This is a genomic window from Gordonia sp. KTR9 (genome assembly GCF_000143885.2).
In the GTDB taxonomy this organism is placed as follows: Bacteria; Actinomycetota; Actinomycetes; order Mycobacteriales; family Mycobacteriaceae; genus Gordonia.
This window is the reverse complement of the sequence record NC_018581.1, coordinates 1,053,872-1,073,747: the sequence shown is the minus strand read 5'-3', so window position 1 is coordinate 1,073,747 and position 19,876 is coordinate 1,053,872. Positions and strand designations below refer to the sequence as shown.

6 protein-coding genes are annotated in these 19,876 nt (G+C 70.9%); 1 reads left to right on the top strand and 5 read right to left on the bottom strand.

Annotation, left to right across the window (positions count from 1 at the left end):
• Window position 1 precedes the first annotated feature (1 nt).
• Together KTR9_RS05610 and KTR9_RS05605 are read right to left on the bottom strand one after the other, a co-directional pair.
• Window positions 2-652 carry a PaaI family thioesterase gene (locus KTR9_RS05610; protein WP_014925580.1) on the bottom strand — a complete coding sequence of 217 codons (651 nt, stop codon included), beginning with the start codon at window positions 650-652 and terminating at the stop codon, window positions 2-4.
• A gap of 34 nt (window positions 653-686) precedes the next feature.
• Complete coding sequence (locus KTR9_RS05605; RefSeq protein ID WP_193363229.1) at window positions 687-944, bottom strand: hypothetical protein; 258 nt, start codon at window positions 942-944, stop codon at window positions 687-689.
• A gap of 180 nt (window positions 945-1,124) precedes the next feature.
• Here KTR9_RS05605 and KTR9_RS05600 point away from each other — a divergent pair, with 180 nt between their 5' ends.
• Window positions 1,125-2,099, top strand: a complete 975-nt coding sequence (locus KTR9_RS05600) for a 1,4-dihydroxy-2-naphthoyl-CoA synthase (protein WP_014925578.1) — start codon at window positions 1,125-1,127, stop codon at window positions 2,097-2,099.
• Here the strand turns inward: KTR9_RS05600 and KTR9_RS05595 are convergent.
• From KTR9_RS05595 to KTR9_RS05585, 3 genes are read right to left on the bottom strand one after another with little or no spacing between them, the layout of a single operon-like run.
• Window positions 2,093-3,853 carry a DUF4012 domain-containing protein gene (locus KTR9_RS05595; RefSeq protein ID WP_014925577.1) on the bottom strand — a complete coding sequence of 587 codons (1,761 nt, stop codon included), beginning with the start codon at window positions 3,851-3,853 and terminating at the stop codon, window positions 2,093-2,095. The genes KTR9_RS05600 and KTR9_RS05595 overlap by 7 nt on opposite strands.
• A complete protein-coding gene (locus KTR9_RS05590) occupies window positions 3,850-4,437 on the bottom strand; it encodes an arsenate reductase/protein-tyrosine-phosphatase family protein (RefSeq protein WP_014925576.1) in 588 nt (195 codons plus the stop codon). The genes KTR9_RS05595 and KTR9_RS05590 overlap by 4 nt, the downstream gene beginning before the upstream one ends.
• On the bottom strand, window positions 4,431-19,445 hold the full coding sequence (locus KTR9_RS05585) for a non-ribosomal peptide synthetase (protein ID WP_014925575.1): 15,015 nt from the start codon (window positions 19,443-19,445) through the stop codon (window positions 4,431-4,433). The genes KTR9_RS05590 and KTR9_RS05585 overlap by 7 nt, the downstream gene beginning before the upstream one ends.
• Window positions 19,446-19,876: the final 431 nt, after the last annotated feature.

Here is a 19,876-nt window from a genome sequence, read left to right as displayed (position 1 = left end):
ACTAGGGCTGGCCGGGGTTGAGCTTGATGAACAACGCGTCCATCTCGGCACAGAGGCGATCGCCGTGGTGCAGGGTGCCCCGGACGAAGACCTTGCGACCCTCGACGCGGTCGGCCCAGGCGTGGATGCGCAGCGGGGTGTTCAGGGGCGTGATGGACCGGTACTGCACGTTCAGGTAGGCGGTCCGGCTGACGTGCTGCATCGCGACCGCCGACGCGAAGCCGCCCACGTCGTCGAAGGCGACGGCCACCTGTCCCCCGTGCGCGGCGTTGTTTCCGCCGAGATGGAAGTCGCGGAACGTCAGCTCGGCGACGACCCCGGTGTCGTCGACCTCGGTGACGACGTAGGGCGGCAGCGTGATGTTGCCCCGTGAGGGCAGGTCGATGCGGGTGCCGGCCGGCGAATGCCATTCGTCGATCCGGACTTCCGCGAGCCGTTCGTTGACGGCGGCCAGCCGGTCGATGAGTTCGTCGACCAGCGCGTCGTCCGGGCAGGCGTAGCGGGCGTTGTCCATGAGCAGGCGGACCTGCTCGCTGAACTCACCGTAGCGGGGCCCGCCGCGTTCGGTGGTGATGGCCGTATGGGCCCGGAAGCCACCTTCGTGGGGATCCTCTTCAACGGTCTCGACGGCGCGATCGTTCGCTTCGGTCACCGGTCAACCGTATAAGAGGCAGCGGTGCCGCGACCTAGTCGGTGTCGGTGTGCCGGTGATCGAGCGACCCACTCGCGGCGCTCCCGGCGCCGCGACGATGTTCGGCGAGATCGACGCAGACCTTTCCACGAGCCAGCCGCCGCGTGGACTCCGGTATGTAATCCGGCACCCCACGCGGCCCGCGTTCCTTCTCGTCTCGGATCCGGACCGCCCTCCCGACGATCACCGCGACCGCCGCGGACACGACACACCACGCGCCCCCGATGATCAGAATCCACCCCCATACAGCCATACGTACAGCTAATCACCCGAAACTGAGATTTCGGTGATGTTCGAGCCGACCGCCGACCGCCATCCAATACTTGAATGCAATCCGCGTCGAAGCTGTATCCACTTCGTGACCTCCGCCCACCAATCCGTACGGCGTCGGGCGCGGTGGGTTCGGCGGAGGCGGCGTCGTTAGGCTGACCCCATGACTGCGACGTCAGAAACCCAGGGACCCGCCGATCAGCCGTTCGACCCGACATCGTGGGCGGCGGTGCCCGGCTTCGACGATCTGACCGACATCACCTATCACCGCCATGTCGGCGAGGGGCGCGAGCACGGCATCGTGCGCGTCGCATTCGACCGCCCCGAGGTCCGCAACGCCTTCCGTCCGCACACCGTCGACGAGCTGTACCGCGTCCTCGACCACGCGCGGCGTTCACCCGACGTCGGCACCATCCTGCTCACCGGCAACGGCCCGAGCCCCAAGGACGGCGGGTGGGCCTTCTGCAGCGGCGGCGATCAGCGCATCCGCGGACGTTCCGGTTACCAGTACGCCACGTCGCACGACGACGACGTCGCAGCGGCCGGCGCCGACACCGTCGACGCGGCACGGGTGAAGGCCGAGGGCGGGCGCCTGCACATCCTCGAGGTCCAGCGCCTCATCCGGACGATGCCCAAGGTCGTCATCGCGGTCGTCAACGGCTGGGCGGCCGGCGGCGGGCATTCCCTGCACGTCGTCTGCGACCTGACCCTCGCGTCGGCCGAGCACGCCCGGTTCAAGCAGACCGACGCCGATGTGGGTTCCTTCGACGCGGGCTACGGAAGCGCGTACCTCGCCAAGCAGGTCGGACAGAAGTTCGCGCGCGAGATCTTCTTCCTCGGGGAGGCCTACGACGCCGAGACCATGCACCGGATGGGCGCGGTCAACCGCGTCGCCCCGCACGCCGACCTCGAGGCCACCGCCATCGAATGGGCGCGCCGGATCAACAGCAAGTCCCCCACCGCCCAGCGCATGCTGAAGTTCGCGTTCAACCTCACCGACGACGGCCTCATGGGTCAGCAGGTCTTCGCCGGCGAGGCCACGCGCCTGGCCTACATGACCGACGAGGCGGTCGAGGGGCGCGACGCCTTCCTCGAGAAGCGCGACCCGCGCTGGGACGACTACCCGTACTACTACTGATCGGCCCCGCACGCGGGGACGTCGACCTTCACGGTCGGGTCGTCGACGAGCGGCTGGATCGGCACCTCGGCGTCGCCGTGGGCCGAGGTGGGCTCGTCGATCTTGAGGACGATCGTGGCGGTCTGCCCCGGCGCGATGCCCACGCGGGTCGAGTAGTACGGGCGGCCGTGCAGCGTCTGCTCGACGTAGAAGGCGCCGCCGTCGCCGAGGGTCATCTCCTTCAGCACCGCGCCCTTGGTCGCCAGGAACTCCACGTTGGCGAGGTTGGTGCCCTTCTTCACCGACAGTTCGGTGCCGAGGTTCCCGGCGACGTAGTCGGTGGTGTCGGTGGTGTCGAGCGTGTTGGTGAGTTTCACCGTGATCGTCGACTCCCTCGTGTCACCGTCACATCCACCCGAGGAGTAGCTGATCTCACGCCGGAGGTAGTAATCCAGTTTCGTCCCCGACGCGTTGCCGACGGCCACCTGCAGGTAGGGCGAGGAAGTGTCGGAGATCTGGTGCCCGAGCTTGGTCGACTCCAGGATCCGCTGGTTGTCGGCGTCGGTGCTGTAGATCATGATCCGCCGCTCGTGGACACCGCGGCCGAGTGCCTCCAGCAGATCCCGGGTACTCCCGCCGGACGTGACGAGTTTGTTCACGACGGCCTGGGAGATGGACTGCAAGTAATCTTTTCGCGCCGCGTTGTCGTCGGCGAAGCGCTGATAGGCCGTGGACAGGGTGATCGGGACGACGTTGTCGGCGGTGATCTTCTCGCGGCCCACCGACACCGGCCCGACCACCTCGAGGACGTACTTCAGCGCGATCGGGTCCAGCGCGATCGCCCCGTCGAGCTGCCGGCCGGTCTGTGCCCGCCAGTTCGCCAGCCAGATCTGTGCGGCGTCGGGGAAGTGGGCGCTGAGGTTGCCGTTCCGGAAGTCGGTGTAGGGCCGGTAGTACGAGTAGACGGCGTCGTACTCGGGCCCCAGGTTGATCTGCGGGGTCGCCGGGTCGCGGAACTCCGAATTGGCGCCGAGCTCGGGTATCGTCACGCGGCCCCCGGTCGCGTTCAGCACCGCGAAACCGCCGACGAGACCACCGGTTCCGCGCGCCTCGGACGGCGTCTGGAACGCCATGAAGTAGTTGCGGGGACCGTCGGCGCCCAGCATCGACGGGACGAGTTGGGCGGCGATGTTCGTCGCCTGCACCGTCGAATCGGCGGCATCGACCTGCTCGGCGAGCTGATCCCGGGCATCGGCCACCACGCCGAGCCAGCTCGGCTCGATCGCCGAGACCTGCGCGGCCACCTCCGCCGACTTCTCGGCAACCGACTGCAGGGCCGGCTGGGCCTCGCGCAACAGAGCCAGGTTCACGGTGTTCCCGGTACGCAGACGATTCGGGTCGAGCACGGTCGCGAGATCGGCGGCCGGCACCAGCACGTCACCCGAGAGCGCGGCCACCGCGTCGCTCATCTCCTGCACCGACTTCAGCGGCGAGCCGACGACCGGCACGGCCGCGGCCGCCGACCACAGAAAGCCGGAGCTCCGGTCCTCGGCGTCCTGGGCGCGCGCGGTCGCCGCCTCGGCGGCCCGCCGGGCACCGGCCTGATCACCGTCGAGCATCAGGGCCCGGGCCCGGCTCGCATCCGCCCGCACCGACTCCAGGTCGTCGCGGACCTGGAACGCCGAGTACGCCAGCCACACCATGGCCGCCGCGACCAGGACCAGCAGGACCGCGACGATCTGGACCACGCGGTTGCCCGCCACCCGCCGGATCATCGGCCCTCCCCCGCGACCCGCTCGGTCGCGGATGAGGGGGCCTGTGCCGCCAGCCACGCGACCACGGCCGTCACCTTCGGCTCGACTTCGGCGAACACGCGGTCGAAGTCCTCGCGCGGCCGGCCCATCGGGTCCACGATGTCGAGCAGGTCGGAGTTGGGGTCGAGGCGCCCGCGTCCGGCGATGATCTCCGGCAGCGCGCCGAGGTCGCACAGTGCGGCGAACTCGGTCAGCGTGAACACCCGCTTCCAACGCGCCGGCGCCATCTGTTGCGCCACGGCACGGTGTTCGCGACTCATGCACAGCACCAGGTCGGACTCCACGAGCATCGGCGGACGGAGATACCGAGACTCGAATCCTGCGGCGTCGTAGCCGTTCTCGACCAACACGGCCGAAGCGTGCGGATGGATGGGCTGGCCGTTGAGCGCTCCGACGCCGGCACTGGTCGACGTCACGGGGACACCCGCCCGGCCGGCGAGACCGGTCAGCACGCGTTCGCCGATCGGCGAACGGCAGATGTTCCCCGTGCACACGAACAGGATCGACATCGGCGGCGTCGCCGTGTGATCGGATCCGGTCACCATTCCTCCTCGATTCTGCGGGCCACCCGCGCCATCACTTCCGACTGCCCCAACTGCGCATGCGTTGCGGCGGCGGGCATCACGTCGACGACACCCACTCCGCCCGGATCGACCACCCGTACCCAGTTCTCCGGATCCGGGTTGTCCTGCGCCGCGACGTAGACGACCTTGCCGACATCGACGGGACGCAGGTCATAGCTGCGGGCCGCGGCGGCCAGGCTCCTCGTCCGGCCCTCGAAACGCCGCACCGCCTCGGGGTCGTGCCGCTCGGCCAGCTCCCGCAGCGGGTGGTCCGCGGAGCGCAGCTCCTCGTCGTCCACGGTCCCGAGTTCGGCCGGGGTACGGGAGTCCAGCAGCACCAGCAGCGCCACCTCCTCACCGAGTTCGACGAGCCGGCGGGCGATCTCGTGGGCGATCACACCACCGACCGACCATCCGACGAGCCGGTACGGTCCCTGCGGCTGGGTCGCCCGGATGGCCTCGACGTGCAGCTCCGCGATGCCCTCGACCGTCGGCGGGAGTTCCCGGCCGGGGAGTACGAGTTCGGGCAGCTGCAGGCCGAACACCGAGGCCGATCGCAGGGAGTCGCCCAGCACCCGGAACGGTTCGACGATGCCGGCCGCGGTGTGCACACACCAGACCTCCGGGCGCCGGGCCGAGGAGTCCGGTGACAGGGACACGACGCGTTGCGCCGGAAGCTCCACCCCGGCAGGCCCGTCCACCAGTCGGGCGACCTCGGCCGGTGTGCGGTGGCTGAACAGGTCCGCCGCGTCGAGGACGCGCCCGGTCCGGGCGGCGAGCTCGTCACGCAACTGCAGCAGGGCGAGCGAATGCCCGCCGGCGGCGAAGAAGTCGTCGTCCATCCCGACGTGTATCCCGGCACCGCCGTCGGCGGCGTCGAGACCCGCCGCATCGCGACCGAGTGCGGGCTGACCGAGGACGGTTCGGAAGGCCTCGAGAACCGCTGCCTCGGTGTCGTTCTCGGGGTCGCGTCGGGACTCCGACCAGATCGGTTCGGGCAGCCGTCTCGTGTCGATCTTGCCCGCACCGCTGAGCGGCAGGTCATCGAGCGCGACGATCCGGCTCGGCACCATGTGCCGCGGCAACGACGACCGGCACACGGCCTGGAGCTCGGCGACCGGCACCGACGGCGACACCACGTAGGACACGAGGGCCGGTCCCACCGGGCCCTGCCGCAGCACCGTCGCCGAACCTTCGGCGCCCGCCCGCACGAGCACCGCATCGATCTCGGCGGGCTCCACCCGCTGCCCGCGGATCTTGACCTGACGGTCCGCCCTCCCGACGTAGACCAGCTCACCGGTGTCGCGGTCCCACCGCACGAGGTCGCCGGTCCGGTAGCGCCGACCGCCGCCGGGGCCGGCGACGAAGTTCGCGGCGGTAAGCGCCGGGTCGCCGAGATAGCCTCGGGCGACTCCGGTTCCGCCGATGTACAGCTCGCCCACGACGCCCGGCGGGACGTGGCGCAGCTGCGCATCGAGCACCTCGGCGCCGATGCCGGGGCGCGGATGCCCCAGCCGGATCGGGTCGCCCTGGCGGTGGGCGCTGGTGGACACCGTCACCGTCGTCTCGGTGGGGCCGTAGATGTTGAGGACCTGCGCGTGTTCCGACCACGTCGTGGCGAGATCGGCCGACAGGGCCTCGCCGCCGATGTACACCAGTCGCAGCGCACCGATGGCCGCCGGGCGGAGGGTACGGATCACCGACGGTGTGGCGGTGAAGACGCTGACGCGCGTGTCGTCGAGGAACCGGGTGAGATCGTCTCCGCCGGCGATCCCGGCGGGAACCACCACGAGGGTCGCGCCCGCTGCGAGCGGCAGCAGCATGTCGTGGAACGTCGCGTCGAAGCCGGGACTGATGGCCATCCCGACCCGGTCGGTCGGTTCGACGTCTCCGAGCGAGGCCACCCGGTGAACTCCGCGATGGGTCACGCCGACGACGTTCGGGGTGCCGGTGGTACCCGATGTGGTGATGATGTAGGCCAGCGCGTCCGGTGACACCGGCGTGACCGGTTCGGACACCACCGGTTCCGTCGGTCGTCCGGGTATGTCGGCGGGCGTGAGCACACTCGCGCGGGCACCGGCGACCACATGATCGATCCGGGCCGCGGGGTAGGTGACATCGACCGGTACGCACACGCCGCCGATTCGGCTGACCGCCCAGATCGCGACCACCGACTCGATCGACCGCGGCACCACCACCGCCACCGCGTCGCCGGCGCCGAGGCCCCGCTGCCGCAACGCGCGCGCGGTCACCGACACCCAGCCGTCGAGCTCGCGGTAGGTGAGCGACCTGCTCTCGTCGGCGATCGCGGGACGGTCCGGGAACATTGCGACGGCTTCGGTGAGGAGCTCGGCGAGCAGCGGTTCGGCCCCCGTCACCGATGACGACCGCGCACGGCTGGCGACGAAGCGCCGCTCCGCGCCGGTGAGCGGTTCGATCGACGCGAGGCGGCGCGCGGGCTCCCCGACCACCGCGGCGACCGCCGCGACCAGGCGCTCGCCGAGGGCGCGTATCGCGCTCTCGTCGAACAGTTCCCGGCCGTGGTCGACACGCAACCGCCAGCCGCCCGCGTCGGGTACTGCCACGACGTGGATGTCGAACTCGCTGCGCGGCAAAGTCCACGCGTCGTCCGAATCGGCGTCCGCAGGAACCGAATCCGACATCGGCGGCTCCGGCGCGCCGGCCGGGTCCGCGAGCGAGAACGCGACCTGCACCAGCGGATGGCGTCCGGGGACGCGCGGCGGATCGATCAGTGCGACAACATCGTCGAACGCAATGGCCGCGTGATCGAGGGCCGCGAGGTCGTCGTCGCGGACGCGTGCGATCAGCTCGCCGACCGTCATGCCGGGGACGACCCGGGTGCGCAGCACGACGGTGGAGATGAGCATGCCCACCGTGCCGGCGGTGCCGGAGTCGCGACGCATGGACGCCGGTGTGGCCAGGGCGATGTCGTCGGACCCCGACTGAACCGCGAGGGCCAGCACCACGGCCGCGTGCAGGATGTGGAACTCGCTCGCGTGCGCCCGCCGCGCAGCCGACGACACCGCCTGTCCGACATCGCCGGCCAGCGGATACTCGATGTTCGAGGTCCGGAGGTCACGAACGGCGGGCCGTCGCTGCGCGAGATCGAGTTCCCCGCTGTGCCCCTCGAGTGCACGACGCCAGAAGTCCAGCAGATCGGCCCGGGACCGCTCTTCGTCGGCCACCATCTGTCGGGCGACCGTCGCGAATCCGGTCGGAGCCGGACCGAGTTCGAGGCCGGCGAGGAGGAGTCCGAGCTCGCGCTGCACGATGGCGGCGGACTCGCCGTCCATCGCGATGTGGTGCGCGATCATCACGACCGCCACCGGGGTGAGCTGGTCGTCGCCGGTGACCAGCCACACCCGAACCGGCGGCTCGCCGGTGAGATCGAAGGGCTCCCCGAGCATCCCGATGCCCGCGGCGGTCGCGAGCTCGGTCGTGCTCACCCGCTGCAGGGGCGGTCGCCATGCCCCGAGAACCCGCTGACGGGGTCCGTCCGGGGTGGCGAGATACCGGGTGCGCAGCGCCGGATGGCGGTCGACGAGCGTCTCGACGGCGGTGATCACCGCGGGTTCACCGGTGCCGGCGGGGATGGGCACCACCACGGGCACCGCGTAGATCGGCACGGCGCCCAGCATCTGCGCGCCCACCCACATCCGACGCTGCGTCGGGGCGAGCGGCAGGTCGCCGAGGTCGGTCTCGGGCACGGCCGTGTCCGTCCGGTGCGACACCGTCGCGTCCGTCGGCCCCGATGCCGAGGCAGCCCGGGCGGATTCCTCGTCGGGGAGGTCCGACACCGCCTGCGCGAGGGCGACCGGGGTGGGGTTCTCGAAGAGCAACCGGGTGGGCACGCGGACCCCGAGACGACGCCCCAGAGCGGAGGTCACACGGGTGGCCGACAGCGAGGTCCCGCCGAGCGTGAAGAAGTCGTCGGTGTCCCCCACCGACCCCGGCGTCACCTCCAGCACCTCGGACATCACCTCGGTGATCGCCACGACGAGCGAGGTCGGGGACGCTCCGCGCGAGGGCGGAACCGACGGCGCGGATACCGACCTGCCGACGTTCGACATTTCCGGCAACCGTTGCGCCACAGATGCTTCGGTCAGCGGACCGGTGGCCCCCGGGAACGGTTGCTCGGCGTCGCCGGCGGCGGCGAGCACGAATCTGCGGAAGTCGTCGAGCAGGGTGCGGGCGACGTCGGCCGGGACGGCTGCGGAGTGCACGACGGTGATGTGCAACTCGTCGTCCCGTTCGGCGAGGACGACCTCGATGTCGAACTTGGCGTCGACCGTGGCCGTGAACTCCGGGATCAGGGTGGCCACCACGGAATCCGCCCCGGTTCCCGGATGATTCGACGACGGACCGGCGAGCACGACCTCGCCCGACGACTGGGGCACGACGTCCTGGTTGACCAGCAGCACCGAGATCAGCGGATCCCCCGCGGCCCGACCGTCGGGACGAACAATGCGGGCGACGTCCTCGTAGGGGACCTCGCTGTGGGGCTGGGCGGCGAGGGCGGCGTCGCGCGCCCGCTCGACGGCCTCGCGGATCGTCAGGTCCGGATGCAGGCCGGTCCGCAGTGCGACGGTGTTCACGAACATGCCGACCACCGACTCCCACTCCGGCGCAAGCCGGCCGTGCACCGGTACACCGATCAGCAGGTCCCACTCACCGGTCCACTGCCCCAGCACCGTCGCGAGCGCGGCGTGGGCGACCTGGAAGATACTCGCCGACAACGCCTTCGCGGTCTGGTGCAGTGCGTCGGTCCCCACGATGGTGGTCGACAGTCGCCCGGTGGCGCCGCCTCGTGCCGCCTCGTGGAGATCGGGGTCGTCACCGTCGAGGTCGACGCTGCCCGGCAACCGGAGGAGCCCGGGGGCATCGGCGAGAGTCGAGGCCCAGAACCGCAGTTCCCGCGCGTATCTGCTGTGCGGATCGGACGGATCGCCGAGCCGTGCGATCTGCCATTGAGTGAAATCGGCGTACGTGAACGCCTCGTCGGCGGGCACCGACAGCCGCTGGCCGTCGTACGCGCGGAGGAGGTCGGTGAGCAGCACCCGGATCGACCACCCGTCGATCGCGATGTGGTGCAGCACCGCCGCCAGGTGCGTGTGCGGGTCCTGCGCCGAGTCGAGTTCGAAGACCGCGGCCCGGAACCCCGACTCGGACTCGAGGTCGAAGGGCCTGCGCAGGAAGTCGTCGATCTGTCGGCGGAGCCCCTCGGGACCCGCCTCGGCGTCGACGAGGCGATGTCGCAGCACCGGGCTCCGGTGCTCGATCCGGCGTTGCCGCGGACCCGACGGCGAATTGGGATAGACGGTCCGCAGGACGGCGTGCGCCGCCACCACTTCGTCGACCGCCTTCCGCAGGCGGGCGAGGTCGACGCGGCCACGGATCCGGAGCACGACGGGAACGTGGTAGGCCGTCGAACGCGGGTCGAAGTGGTGGTGAATCCACATGCGTCGCTGCGGATATGCCAGCGGCAACAGCTCCGGCACCGGCAACCTCGCGGGCGCCGGCTCGGACGCCGATCCCCCTGCGGTGTCGCGGAGATCGTCGACGCGCCGGGCGACCCCGGACAGCGTGCGCGCCTCGAAGATCACGCGGACCCCGATGTCCGCGCCGGTCGCCGCGGTCAGCCTCGACGTCACCTGCGTGGCCGACAGCGAGGTGCCCCCCTCGGCGAAGAAGTCGGAATCGGCGTCCAGGGACTGCACGGGACGTCCGAGGACCTCCGCCCACACCGTGGACACCAGTTTTTCGGTGACCCCCGACGGTGGACGCCCCGCACGGGCCGTCGAACTCCCTGTGGTGCCGGCGAAGTCAGGATCGGGCAACGCGGCCACGTCGACCTTCCCGTTACGCCCGATCGGCAGCGCGGACGCCGGCACGAACGCACTTGGTATCATGCTGCGCGGCAACAGGTGTGCCAGTTGCCGTGGCAGGTCCGCGACCTGGGCACCGTCCTCGGCCACCACCCACGACACCAGGATCTTCTCGCCCGACGGGCTGGTCCGCGTCGCGGTCACCGACGTCGCGACACCGGGCAGCCCCGACAACGCCGCGTCGACCTCGCCCGGTTCCAGACGCACGCCGCGGATCTTCACCTGGTCGTCGGTGCGGCCGTGGATCACGAAGGTGCCGTCGGGACGGCGATGGACGAGATCGCCGGTCCGGTACATCCGCCCGCCGTCGACGCGGGGATCGGCGACGAACCCGCGCGCCGTGGCGGCCGGATCGTCGAGATACCCACGCGCCAGGCAGTTCCCGGCGAGGTAGAGCTCGCCGACCGTGTGATCGGGAACCGGCCGCAGCGCATGATCGAGCACGTACATGCCGACGCCCTGCAGAGGCACCCCGATGTGTACCGGCCCGCTCGCCGCGCTCCCGTATCGCGCGCTGCTCACCGCGACCGTGGCCTCGGTGGGGCCGTACTCGTTGCTCAGCGTGTGCTCGACCGTCCAGTCCCGGACCAGCCCGGCGCCGAGCGCCTCACCGCCGACCGCCACGTGCCGGACGCCGGGCAGTTCGTCCGGGCTCAGGGTCGCGAGCACCGACGGCGTGGTCAGCAGGACGCTCACGCGTTCGGCGTCCACGAACTCGGCGAGCTCGTCGGCTGCGATGACGTCGGGCGGGCACACGACGATGGCCGCGCCGGCGACCCGAGGCGGCACGAGACCCATCAGGTGCGCATCGAATCCGGTTGCGTATGTATGCAACACCCGGTCCGACTCGTCGAGCCGGAGACGGGCCACGGTGTCCCGCGCCCAGTCGGAGAGACCCCGATGGGTCACCTGGACCCCCTTGGGCAGTCCGGTGGTTCCCGACGTGAAGGTGATGTAGGCGACGTCGTCCACCGACAGCGGCCGCACCCGCTCGGCGGTGTCGAACGGTACCGTGTCCGCGGCGTTCGTGCCGGAATCGACTGCATCGGAGAGCAACTCGTCGAGCACGAGAACCGGCACGCTCGCGGGTACCGACTCTGCCGTCGCCGCGAGGGTGAGGACCGCGCGGGGCCGGCACCGCTCGATGATCATCTGCCGCCGCCCCGCGGGGTCCGCGGGATCGACGTTGACGAAAGCCGCACCCGCTCGGGCCACCGCGGTGGTCGCGATGACGCCGAAGGACGAGCGAGGCAGCAGTGCGACCACCACGTCACCCGGGCCGATCCCCGAATCGATCAGCGCGCGTGCGGCGAGCGTCGCCAAGCGGTCCAGCTCGGCGTTGGTGAGCGCGGAACCGGATCCGAGGACGCGATGGCGGCGATCGACGATCGCGATCGCATCCGGATCACCGACGAGTCCCGCGGTCAGCAGCTCGTCGAGCGTCTCGGGACCGCGAGACACGTTCTGGGCGTCGAGATCCGGCAGGGACGGGGCCGACCGGGCGGGGCCGAGCAACTCGGCGACCGGGCTGAGCGGCTCGCGCACCCCGCGCCGGATCGTCTCGACCACGAGGTCGCACAACGCATCCAGCCGCGCCGCGCTCGCCACCGCACCCGTGCACGCCATCGTCAGATGGAGTGCGCCGTCGCGGCGGAACATCGACACGTCCACCCCGAACAGCGGGACACCACCGAAGGGGATGCCGCCAGAAGCACTGTCCCCGGACGAGATGACCCCGGGTGAGATGACCTCGAACCCCGACGGGCTCACCGCCACGAGCTCGTCCGGGACGCTGCCGAACGAGACCTCGAACAGCGGCGTACCCGCCTTGACGCGTTCGGGGTCGGCGATCTCGGTGATCTCGGTGAGCGGGAGATCCGCGTGCGCGAACGCGCCGAGGTCGACCGCGGTGACCGCGGCCAGGAGGTCGACGAACCGGAGGTCGAGGTCGATCGGGGTGTGCAGCGGAACGGCACGGGCGAACAGTCCCGGTACGTCGAGCAGTTGCGGATCGATGCGCCCGGACAGTGCCGTGCCGATCGTGACGACGTCGGTGCCGCCCTGCCTCGCCAGAACCGCCGAGAGCGCGGTGTGCACGACGATGAAGGGCGTGCTCTGTCTCGTCACGGCGAGCGCGTCGAGTACCTCGGTCTCGGTGCGGTCGAGGGTCCGGAGCGCGCGGTGCACCACCATCTGGTCCGGGGAGGACGGGTGAGTGGCCCCGGGGCCGAGCTCCGGCAGGCGCAGCGGTTCGACGGCACGATCGAACGCGGAGACCCAGTGCGCGACGAGCTCGTTCCGCCGCGCCGCCAATGTCCCGGCCCGCCACGCCGAGTACTCCCGGTAATCGACTCCGCCGGCGGCCGGGAGTGTCCCGGCCAGTGCCGACTCGAGCTCTGCGAACAGGATCGGGAACGACTCACCGTCGACCGCGATGTGATGCGCGACGACGAGAAGCCGGGTCTGGCCGGCCATCTCGCAGATGCGCACCCGCCAGGGCAGCTCGGCGGCCAGGTCGATCGGGGCGTGCAGTGCACCCAGCCTCGCGGCCATCGACTCGTCGTCCGCGACCGGGACCGTCGTCGCCAGTTCGGCTTCCAGGACATCGAGGACGTCCTCGTCGCGGAGGCGGTGCTGCACCGGCCCGTCGACACCGACCGGGAACACGGTGCACAACGCGTCGTGTCGCGTCACGATCCCGACGAGGGCGCGGCGGAGAGCGTCCGGGCGTGCGTCGACCGGGAGCGCGAGCGGCATCAGGTAACCGGTGAAGTCCGGTTGGGTGCGCCACCGGAGCCACAGGTCCATCTGTTCGGGGGTGAGCGGCAGATCCGCACCGGCCACCGGAGTCACGAAGGCGGCGAGACCGGAGCGGACACCGTCGACGGCGCGGCCGGTCTGCGCCGCGGTCTCGAGGTGCGCGGCGAGCGCGGCGACCGTCGGGTGCGCGAAGACGTCGGCGACGGTGACGTGATTGCCTGCTCCGGCCAGGGCGGCCGCGAGCCGCGCCGCCGACAGCGAGGTGCCGCCGGCCGCAAAGAAGTTGGTGTCCGCGGCGACGTCGGCATCGGTCCCGATCACCGCGCGCATGGTGTCCGCGATGGACTGCTCGACCGGCGTCAGCGCCCGCGACGACCTCGCGGCGGCCTCGGGGAGCATGCCGGTGAGGCGGCGGCGGTCGAGCTTGCCGGTCGGCGTCATCGGCCAGCCGTCGACGATCGCGACCCTGGCCGGAACCATGTGGCCGGGAAGGATGTTCGCGCAGAACCCGAGGATCTGTTCCTCGTTCAGTGCGTCCAGGACGTCGAAGTCGGCGAGACCGTCCTCGGTGACGAACGCGAGAAGCCGTTCGTCACCGTTCCGGTTCCCCGGATCCACCAGCACACGCGCGTCGCCGACGCCGGGCACGTCACGGAGCGCGGACACGATCTCGCCGAGTTCGATGCGGTGACCGCGGATCTGGACCTGGTCGTCGGTGCGGTCGAGATAGACCATGCGGCCACCGGCGATCTCGCGCACGCGGTCTCCGGTTCGGTACATCCGTCGTCCGGTACCACTCGGATCCGCGACGAATCGCGATGCGGTGGTCCCCGGTGCGTTGTGGTAGCCGAGGGTGACCTGGTCGCCGCTGACGTACAGTTCGCCGACGGCGCCGACCGGGACCGGGCGGAGGTCGCGGCCCAGGATCGTCATCGCGACACCGTCGAGCGGAACGCCGATGTCGCTGCGATCGTCGTCGACGTCGACCTCGGTGGCCGTCAGGTGCACGGTCGTCTCGGTGATGCCGTACATGTTGACCAGCGCGACCTCGGGATGGTCGGCCGCCCAGTTCCGTAACAGGGCCGGCGACAACGGTTCTCCGCCGAAGACGACGGTCCGCAGCGCCGTCGGTCGGGAGTGCGGGACGGTGGCGGACACCGCCGGGTCGATGAGGTTGCCGAACGCCGTCGGGGTCTGTGAGCAGACGGTGACCCCGTACCGGTCCATCGCCGCGCCCAGCAGCCGTGGGTCGAGGACCGTCTCGCGCTCCAGCACGACGACGGAGCCGCCGGAGGCCAACGGGCCCAGGATCTCCCAGACCGAGAAGTCGAACGCGTAGGAGTGGACCCAGCTCCACACGTCGTGGTCGGTCGCCGCGATCGTGTCCAACGCGGCGCCGAGCATCGCCGCCAGGTTCGTCCGGGTCACCATCACGGCCTTCGGGGCGCCGGTGGACCCGGAGGTGTGGATCACATAGGCCCCGCCCGGGACCGGTTGTGCTCGCATCTCTTCCGCTGCCGGGCGGACCTCGACCCCGGTCTCGATGAACGCGGCGGGGGCGGTGGCGGCCACGATCAGTTCGGTCCGGGACGGTGGGTCGCCGGGTTCGATCGGCACGTACACCGCGTCGGCCATCAGCACCGCGACGATGGCGATCACGGTGTCGGCACTCCGCGGAAGGATCAGGGCCACCCGATCCCCCGGCCGCACACCGTTCTCGCGCAACCTGTTCGCGACGGTCTCGGCGCGGTCGAGGAGTTCCCGGTAGGTCAGGGTCGTGTCACCGGCGATCACCGCCGTGGCCTCCGGCCGGGTCTCCGCCCGGCGCCGCAGTGCGTCGATCGGGTCGACGGGTGTGGTCCGCCGGGCCGCCCGGTCGGGTCGCGCCCGATCGACCGGGGCCGGCACGCATCGGGCGACGACCGACTCCGGCGGCGCGATGCCGAGCGCCACGACCGTCTCGACGAAACGATCCAGCAGATGCTCGGCGACGACAGTGTCGACTCGGCCGCCGGCGACGGTCAGCACGACCGACAGGCCATCCGGTTCTTCGAAGACGGTGAATTCCAGGGCGGTTCGTGCCTGCCCGCTCGGCAGCGTCTCGACATCGGCGAAGACGGCCGCTCCGGGGAGATCCGGCCGGGAGGCGTGGTAGGCGAAGATGACATCGGCGAGCCCGGTCGGCGCCGCGTCGGCGTGCGTGATCGCCGCGGTGAGGTCCGCTCCGACGCGGGCGAGGGCCTCCGCGACACCGCTGTGCCGCACGCCGGTGGTCCGCACCGGAACGGTCTCGACGAACATGCCCACCGGACGGAGTTCCTCGGTGGTGAACCGCCCCGCCACCGGCACCGACATCACGAGATCGTCGGAGTCCGTGTACTCCGCCACGGTGGCCGAGAGGGCCACGCACAGCAGGGTGTTCAGCGTCGTCCCGGCGTCCCGCGCGCGAGTGGCGGCACTCTCGCGGGCGGCGAGACCGATGGTGCGGCGCAGGATGGTCGCCGGACCGGAGGTGAGCCCCACCGGCAGCGTCCGTGCCGGTTCGGGCAACGCGATGCGGGCGGGGGCCTCACGCATCACCCTCGCCCAGTGGACTTCTGCCGCCGGATCGGTCACGTGCGGCCGTGCCTCGAGTACGGCGCCGAAACCCACGGCGTCCTCGGCCCATATCGGCTCCGCGCCGTCGAGACGGGCGCGCAGCGCGTGCGCGAAGTCATCGACGACGATGTGCAGTGACCACTCGTCGATCGCGATGTGGTGGGCGACCAGGACGAGCTCGGTCCGTCCGCCGGTCTCGTCGACGATCGCGCGCCAGGGCAGATCCACCGTCAGGTCGAACGGGGCCGAGACCGCGAGTTCGACGCCCGCGGCGTCGAGTGTGGCCGCACTGATCTGCGCGGCGGCACGCGCTTCGTCGACCGTGCGGACGACCGCGACCGGCTCGCCGCCGGCGTCGGGATACACCGTCCGCAGCGCCTCGTGCCGGGCCGCGACATCGACGAGGGCGGCCCGCACGACGTCGGCCGCGATGTTCTCGGCGAGAACGAGGCGCACCGGGAGGTGATAGACGGTTGCGTGCATGTCGGCGCGGTTGAGCAGCCAGATCTCCTGCTGCGCACGGGTCGGGCGGTGGCCGTCGGCTCCCGGGGTTCCCGGTGACTCCCCCGGTCCGATGCGGCGCGGCGCGGAGGCCTCGAGGACCGCGGCGAGTTCGGCGAGAGTCGTGACATCACCGAGATCGCGCACGCTCACGACGACCCGGAGCGTGTCGCCGAGGTACGTCGCCAGCTGCATGAACCCCAGCGAGGTGGCGCCGAGCTGGACGAGTTCGTCGTCCATCGACGGATCGGGTACGCCGAGAACGTCCGTCACCGCGTCGGCGACGGCGATCTCGATCGGTGTCGACGGACGACGTTGCGCAACAAGCGGTTCCGGAACCGCCGCGATCAGCGGGGCGGCGGCGGATCGATCGACGACGCCGTTCCGGTCGAGGCGCACCGAATCCAGGATGGCCACCCGGCGCAACCACTGCACGGCCGGCAGCTCGGCATTGACCCGGCGCCGTACCGCGGCCCGAACCCGTTGCGGGTCGCGACTTTCCGCTGTCCCCGTCACGCCGGGTTCGGTCTGCGCAAGGCGCAGCGCGATCCCGACACCGTCGTCGAGTACCGCCGCGGTCGCCGCCGCGACACCGGGAACCCCGGTGGCAGCACGCTCGAGGAGCGCGAGATCGACGCGGACGCCGTCGATCTCGACGACATCGCCGGATCGGTGATCGATGACGAGGTCACCCGTCCCTGGTTCCCGGTGGCCCTTGTCCCCGGTGGCCACCATGCGCCGACCGGGCTGCCACGGACAGGCGACGATCATCGTCGCGGTACGCGCCGGGTCGCCGGCGAAGTACTGCGGCGCACCGCTTCCCACGACGTAGACGTCACCGGTGATCCCGGGGGGCAGGGGACGAAGCCGGTGGTCGAGGATCGCGACGTCGACCCCGGGCCGCGGCCGCCCACTCGGCAACGGCCGATCGATCGGCTGATCCGGCCGGATGCGTTCCGTCGCGGTGAAGGGCCCCAGCATGCCCCCCGGACCGTAGGTGCTCCGCAGGTCCCGTCCGAACGCGTGCCGGACGGTCGGGGCAGGCGCGGTGCCGGAGTCGACGACCAGCACGGTCGTCGCGTTGCCCGGCACTCCGTCGGCGAGGATGGCGGAGGGGACGATTCCGTGCGTCGCCAGGTCGGCGTCCGGGTCGACGAGTCGCAGCCCGTGCGCGGCACACGCGACGATCTCGAGATGTGCCGCCCAGGAGGCCTTCGGTGCCGTGCACGCGAGTCGCCCATAGCTCGGGTCGGATGCGGCCGAGGCGAATACGCCGTCGGCGATGAGCCCCGCAACCGCCCGCTGTGTCATGGCGGCGACTCCCGCCACCCCGACCACGAAGCACGCGGTGTCGTCCGGACGGGGCGCCGGGTTTCCGGCCGCCGGCGCGACGCCGGCCAGTCCGGCGAGCGTGTGCACGTCGCCCGCGCGGACACCGACCGGCGGGTCGGCGTCGTCGTCACCGATCACCAGCGCCGAGCCGGCGGATTCACCGATCTCATCCGGGATCGACTGCGGCGCAGCAGGATCGAGCAGGAGTGCAGCGGCCCCCGAGGCGGCGACGGCCCACCAGGCCAGCAGCCGGTCCGCATCCGACGCGACGGCGATGGCGACCGTGGCCCCGGGACGCGCACCGAGGGTGCGCAGCTGTGCGCCGAGTCGGCGCGCACGAGCGTGCAGTTGCTCGAAGGTGAGCGGCGCCGGCGACGACGTTCCGGGGAACTCGACAGCAGGCTCGTGCCGGCGACGGGCAGCGACGTCGGAGACGGCGTCCCAGACGGTGTCCGGGGCCTCATCGGGTACCTCGCCCTCCGACGACACCCGGTACGAACCGTCGTCGGGGAATCGCAGCGGGAGGTCGTCGACCCGGGTGTCCGGGGCGTGGAGGAATGCGTCGGCGAACGTGTCGAGCATCGACAGGAATTGAGCGTGGTGTTCGGCGACCTCGGCGTCGTCGTACCGGTTGGGATTCGCCTCGACGCCGATCATCAGCGAGGAGTCCTGGTCCTCGCCGGGTACCGGGTAGATGTTGATCGTCAGATCGTCGGCCGGGCCCACGGTCAGGATGTGGAACGTGGCCCGCGCCTGCCCGCAAGGGAATTCGCGCTCGAACAGCATCAGGTTGAGCATCGGACCAGAACGTTCCTGGGCCGCCGTCCGCGGCGTCGCCCCGGAGGCCTCGTCGCCGGCGACGTCGGCCCAGATGTCCTCGCCACGGTAACGCTGATGCCGCAGCGCACCCATGAGTGCGGCCTGGGTGGTCTGTAGCGCGTCGGCGACCGTGCCCGCTCCGGTGACCCCGGTCCGCAGCGGCACGATGTTGGCCACCGGCAGAGGTGTGGCCCGCAGCGCCGCAGTCGTCCGCGCGGCGACCGGGAACTGGAAGATGACCTCGTCGCCCCGTGCGGCCGCCCGGCCGAGGTAGGCGGCGAAAGCGGCGACGAGCACGTTCGGCAACATCGTCGAACCATGGTGTGCGGCCTCCCGCAGCCTCGCCATGGTGGCGGGCGGCACCGCGGACGCGACGCGTCGGGCCACCGCGGTCGGACGCCCCGGACGGTGCGCCAGCGTCGCGGCGATGCCGACGCCCGCCATGTTCTCCCGCCAGTACGCGCGGTCGGTGCCGAAACGCTTCGACTCGCGATACTCGGCGTCGGCCCGGGCCGGCAGATCCAGATCGACCGGCTTCTGCGGCGGAGCGGGCTCGCCGGTCACCGCCGCGTGATAGGCCGCCAGGGCCTCGACCATCCGGTCCTTGCCGCCCATACCGTCCGAGAGCAGGTGATGGCCCCGGTTGTAGACCAGCGACTTGTCGTCGGACAGCCGGAACAGGCACCCGCGCGCAGTCCGGTCCACGCGCGGATCGAGCGGACGCGAATAGTCCTGCGCCATCATCTCCTCGGCGACGGCACGCGGATCCGGTCGGTCACGGAGATCGATGATGTCCGCCCAGTAATGCAGGCCGGGGTCGTACACGCCGACCAGACCGTCGTCGGTGTCGACGAACCGGAGCTGGGTGAATTGCGCGCGCTGCACCACCTCGCTGGTCGCGCGCACGAACAAGTCGGCGTCGATGGGACCGTCGATCTCGACGTACTGGGCGACGTTGATCGGCACATCGAGCGCCGCCTGCTGGGTGAACCACAGCGATCGCTGGGCGGCGCTGAGCGCGAAGGGCCGCGGAGAGTTCGGTGCCGCCGTCTCGGGATCGGGCGAGTTGTTCATGCGACGTCCCGGCGTTCGCACCTACGGCCGGAAAGACCCGGGCTCACGGCCCGGGCCGACCGTCTGATCCCCCCGGTCCTCGACAAAACGACATACGAGTGCGACGAGGCGGAAACAACGGCGCGATACAACTCAACGCCTCGCCTCACTCGTCATGTTCCGTCCTCTGATCACATCTTCGCCGACCGTGGGATCCGTCGGCGATTCGTTGGCCCGCCACCGATTGTCAGACGTTCCTCGTCAGTACGACCCGGAAGTGACTCGACACGGCCAGTCTGCCGAATCCGACGCGCACCAAGCAGGATACGGAGAGCCTATGGGACTAATTGAGCGCGTACAACTCGGGACCACCGATTGGCCTGAGTGGCCCTCGAATTCCCAGCGTGAATAAACATCGCCTATTTGACGGTCGAATTGGTTCACGTTCTCAG

Bases quoted from the DNA above. Each gene is read 5' to 3' on its own strand.
- KTR9_RS05605 (WP_193363229.1), bottom strand. From the start codon at position 944: ATGGCTGTATGGGGGTGGATTCTGATCATCGGGGGCGCGTGGTGTGTC.
- KTR9_RS05600 (WP_014925578.1), top strand. From the start codon at position 1,125: ATGACTGCGACGTCAGAAACCCAGGGACCCGCCGATCAGCCGTTCGAC.
- KTR9_RS05595 (WP_014925577.1), bottom strand. From the start codon at position 3,853: ATGATCCGGCGGGTGGCGGGCAACCGCGTGGTCCAGATCGTCGCGGTC.
- KTR9_RS05590 (WP_014925576.1), bottom strand. From the start codon at position 4,437: ATGGTGACCGGATCCGATCACACGGCGACGCCGCCGATGTCGATCCTG.
- KTR9_RS05585 (WP_014925575.1), bottom strand. From the start codon at position 19,445: ATGAACAACTCGCCCGATCCCGAGACGGCGGCACCGAACTCTCCGCGG.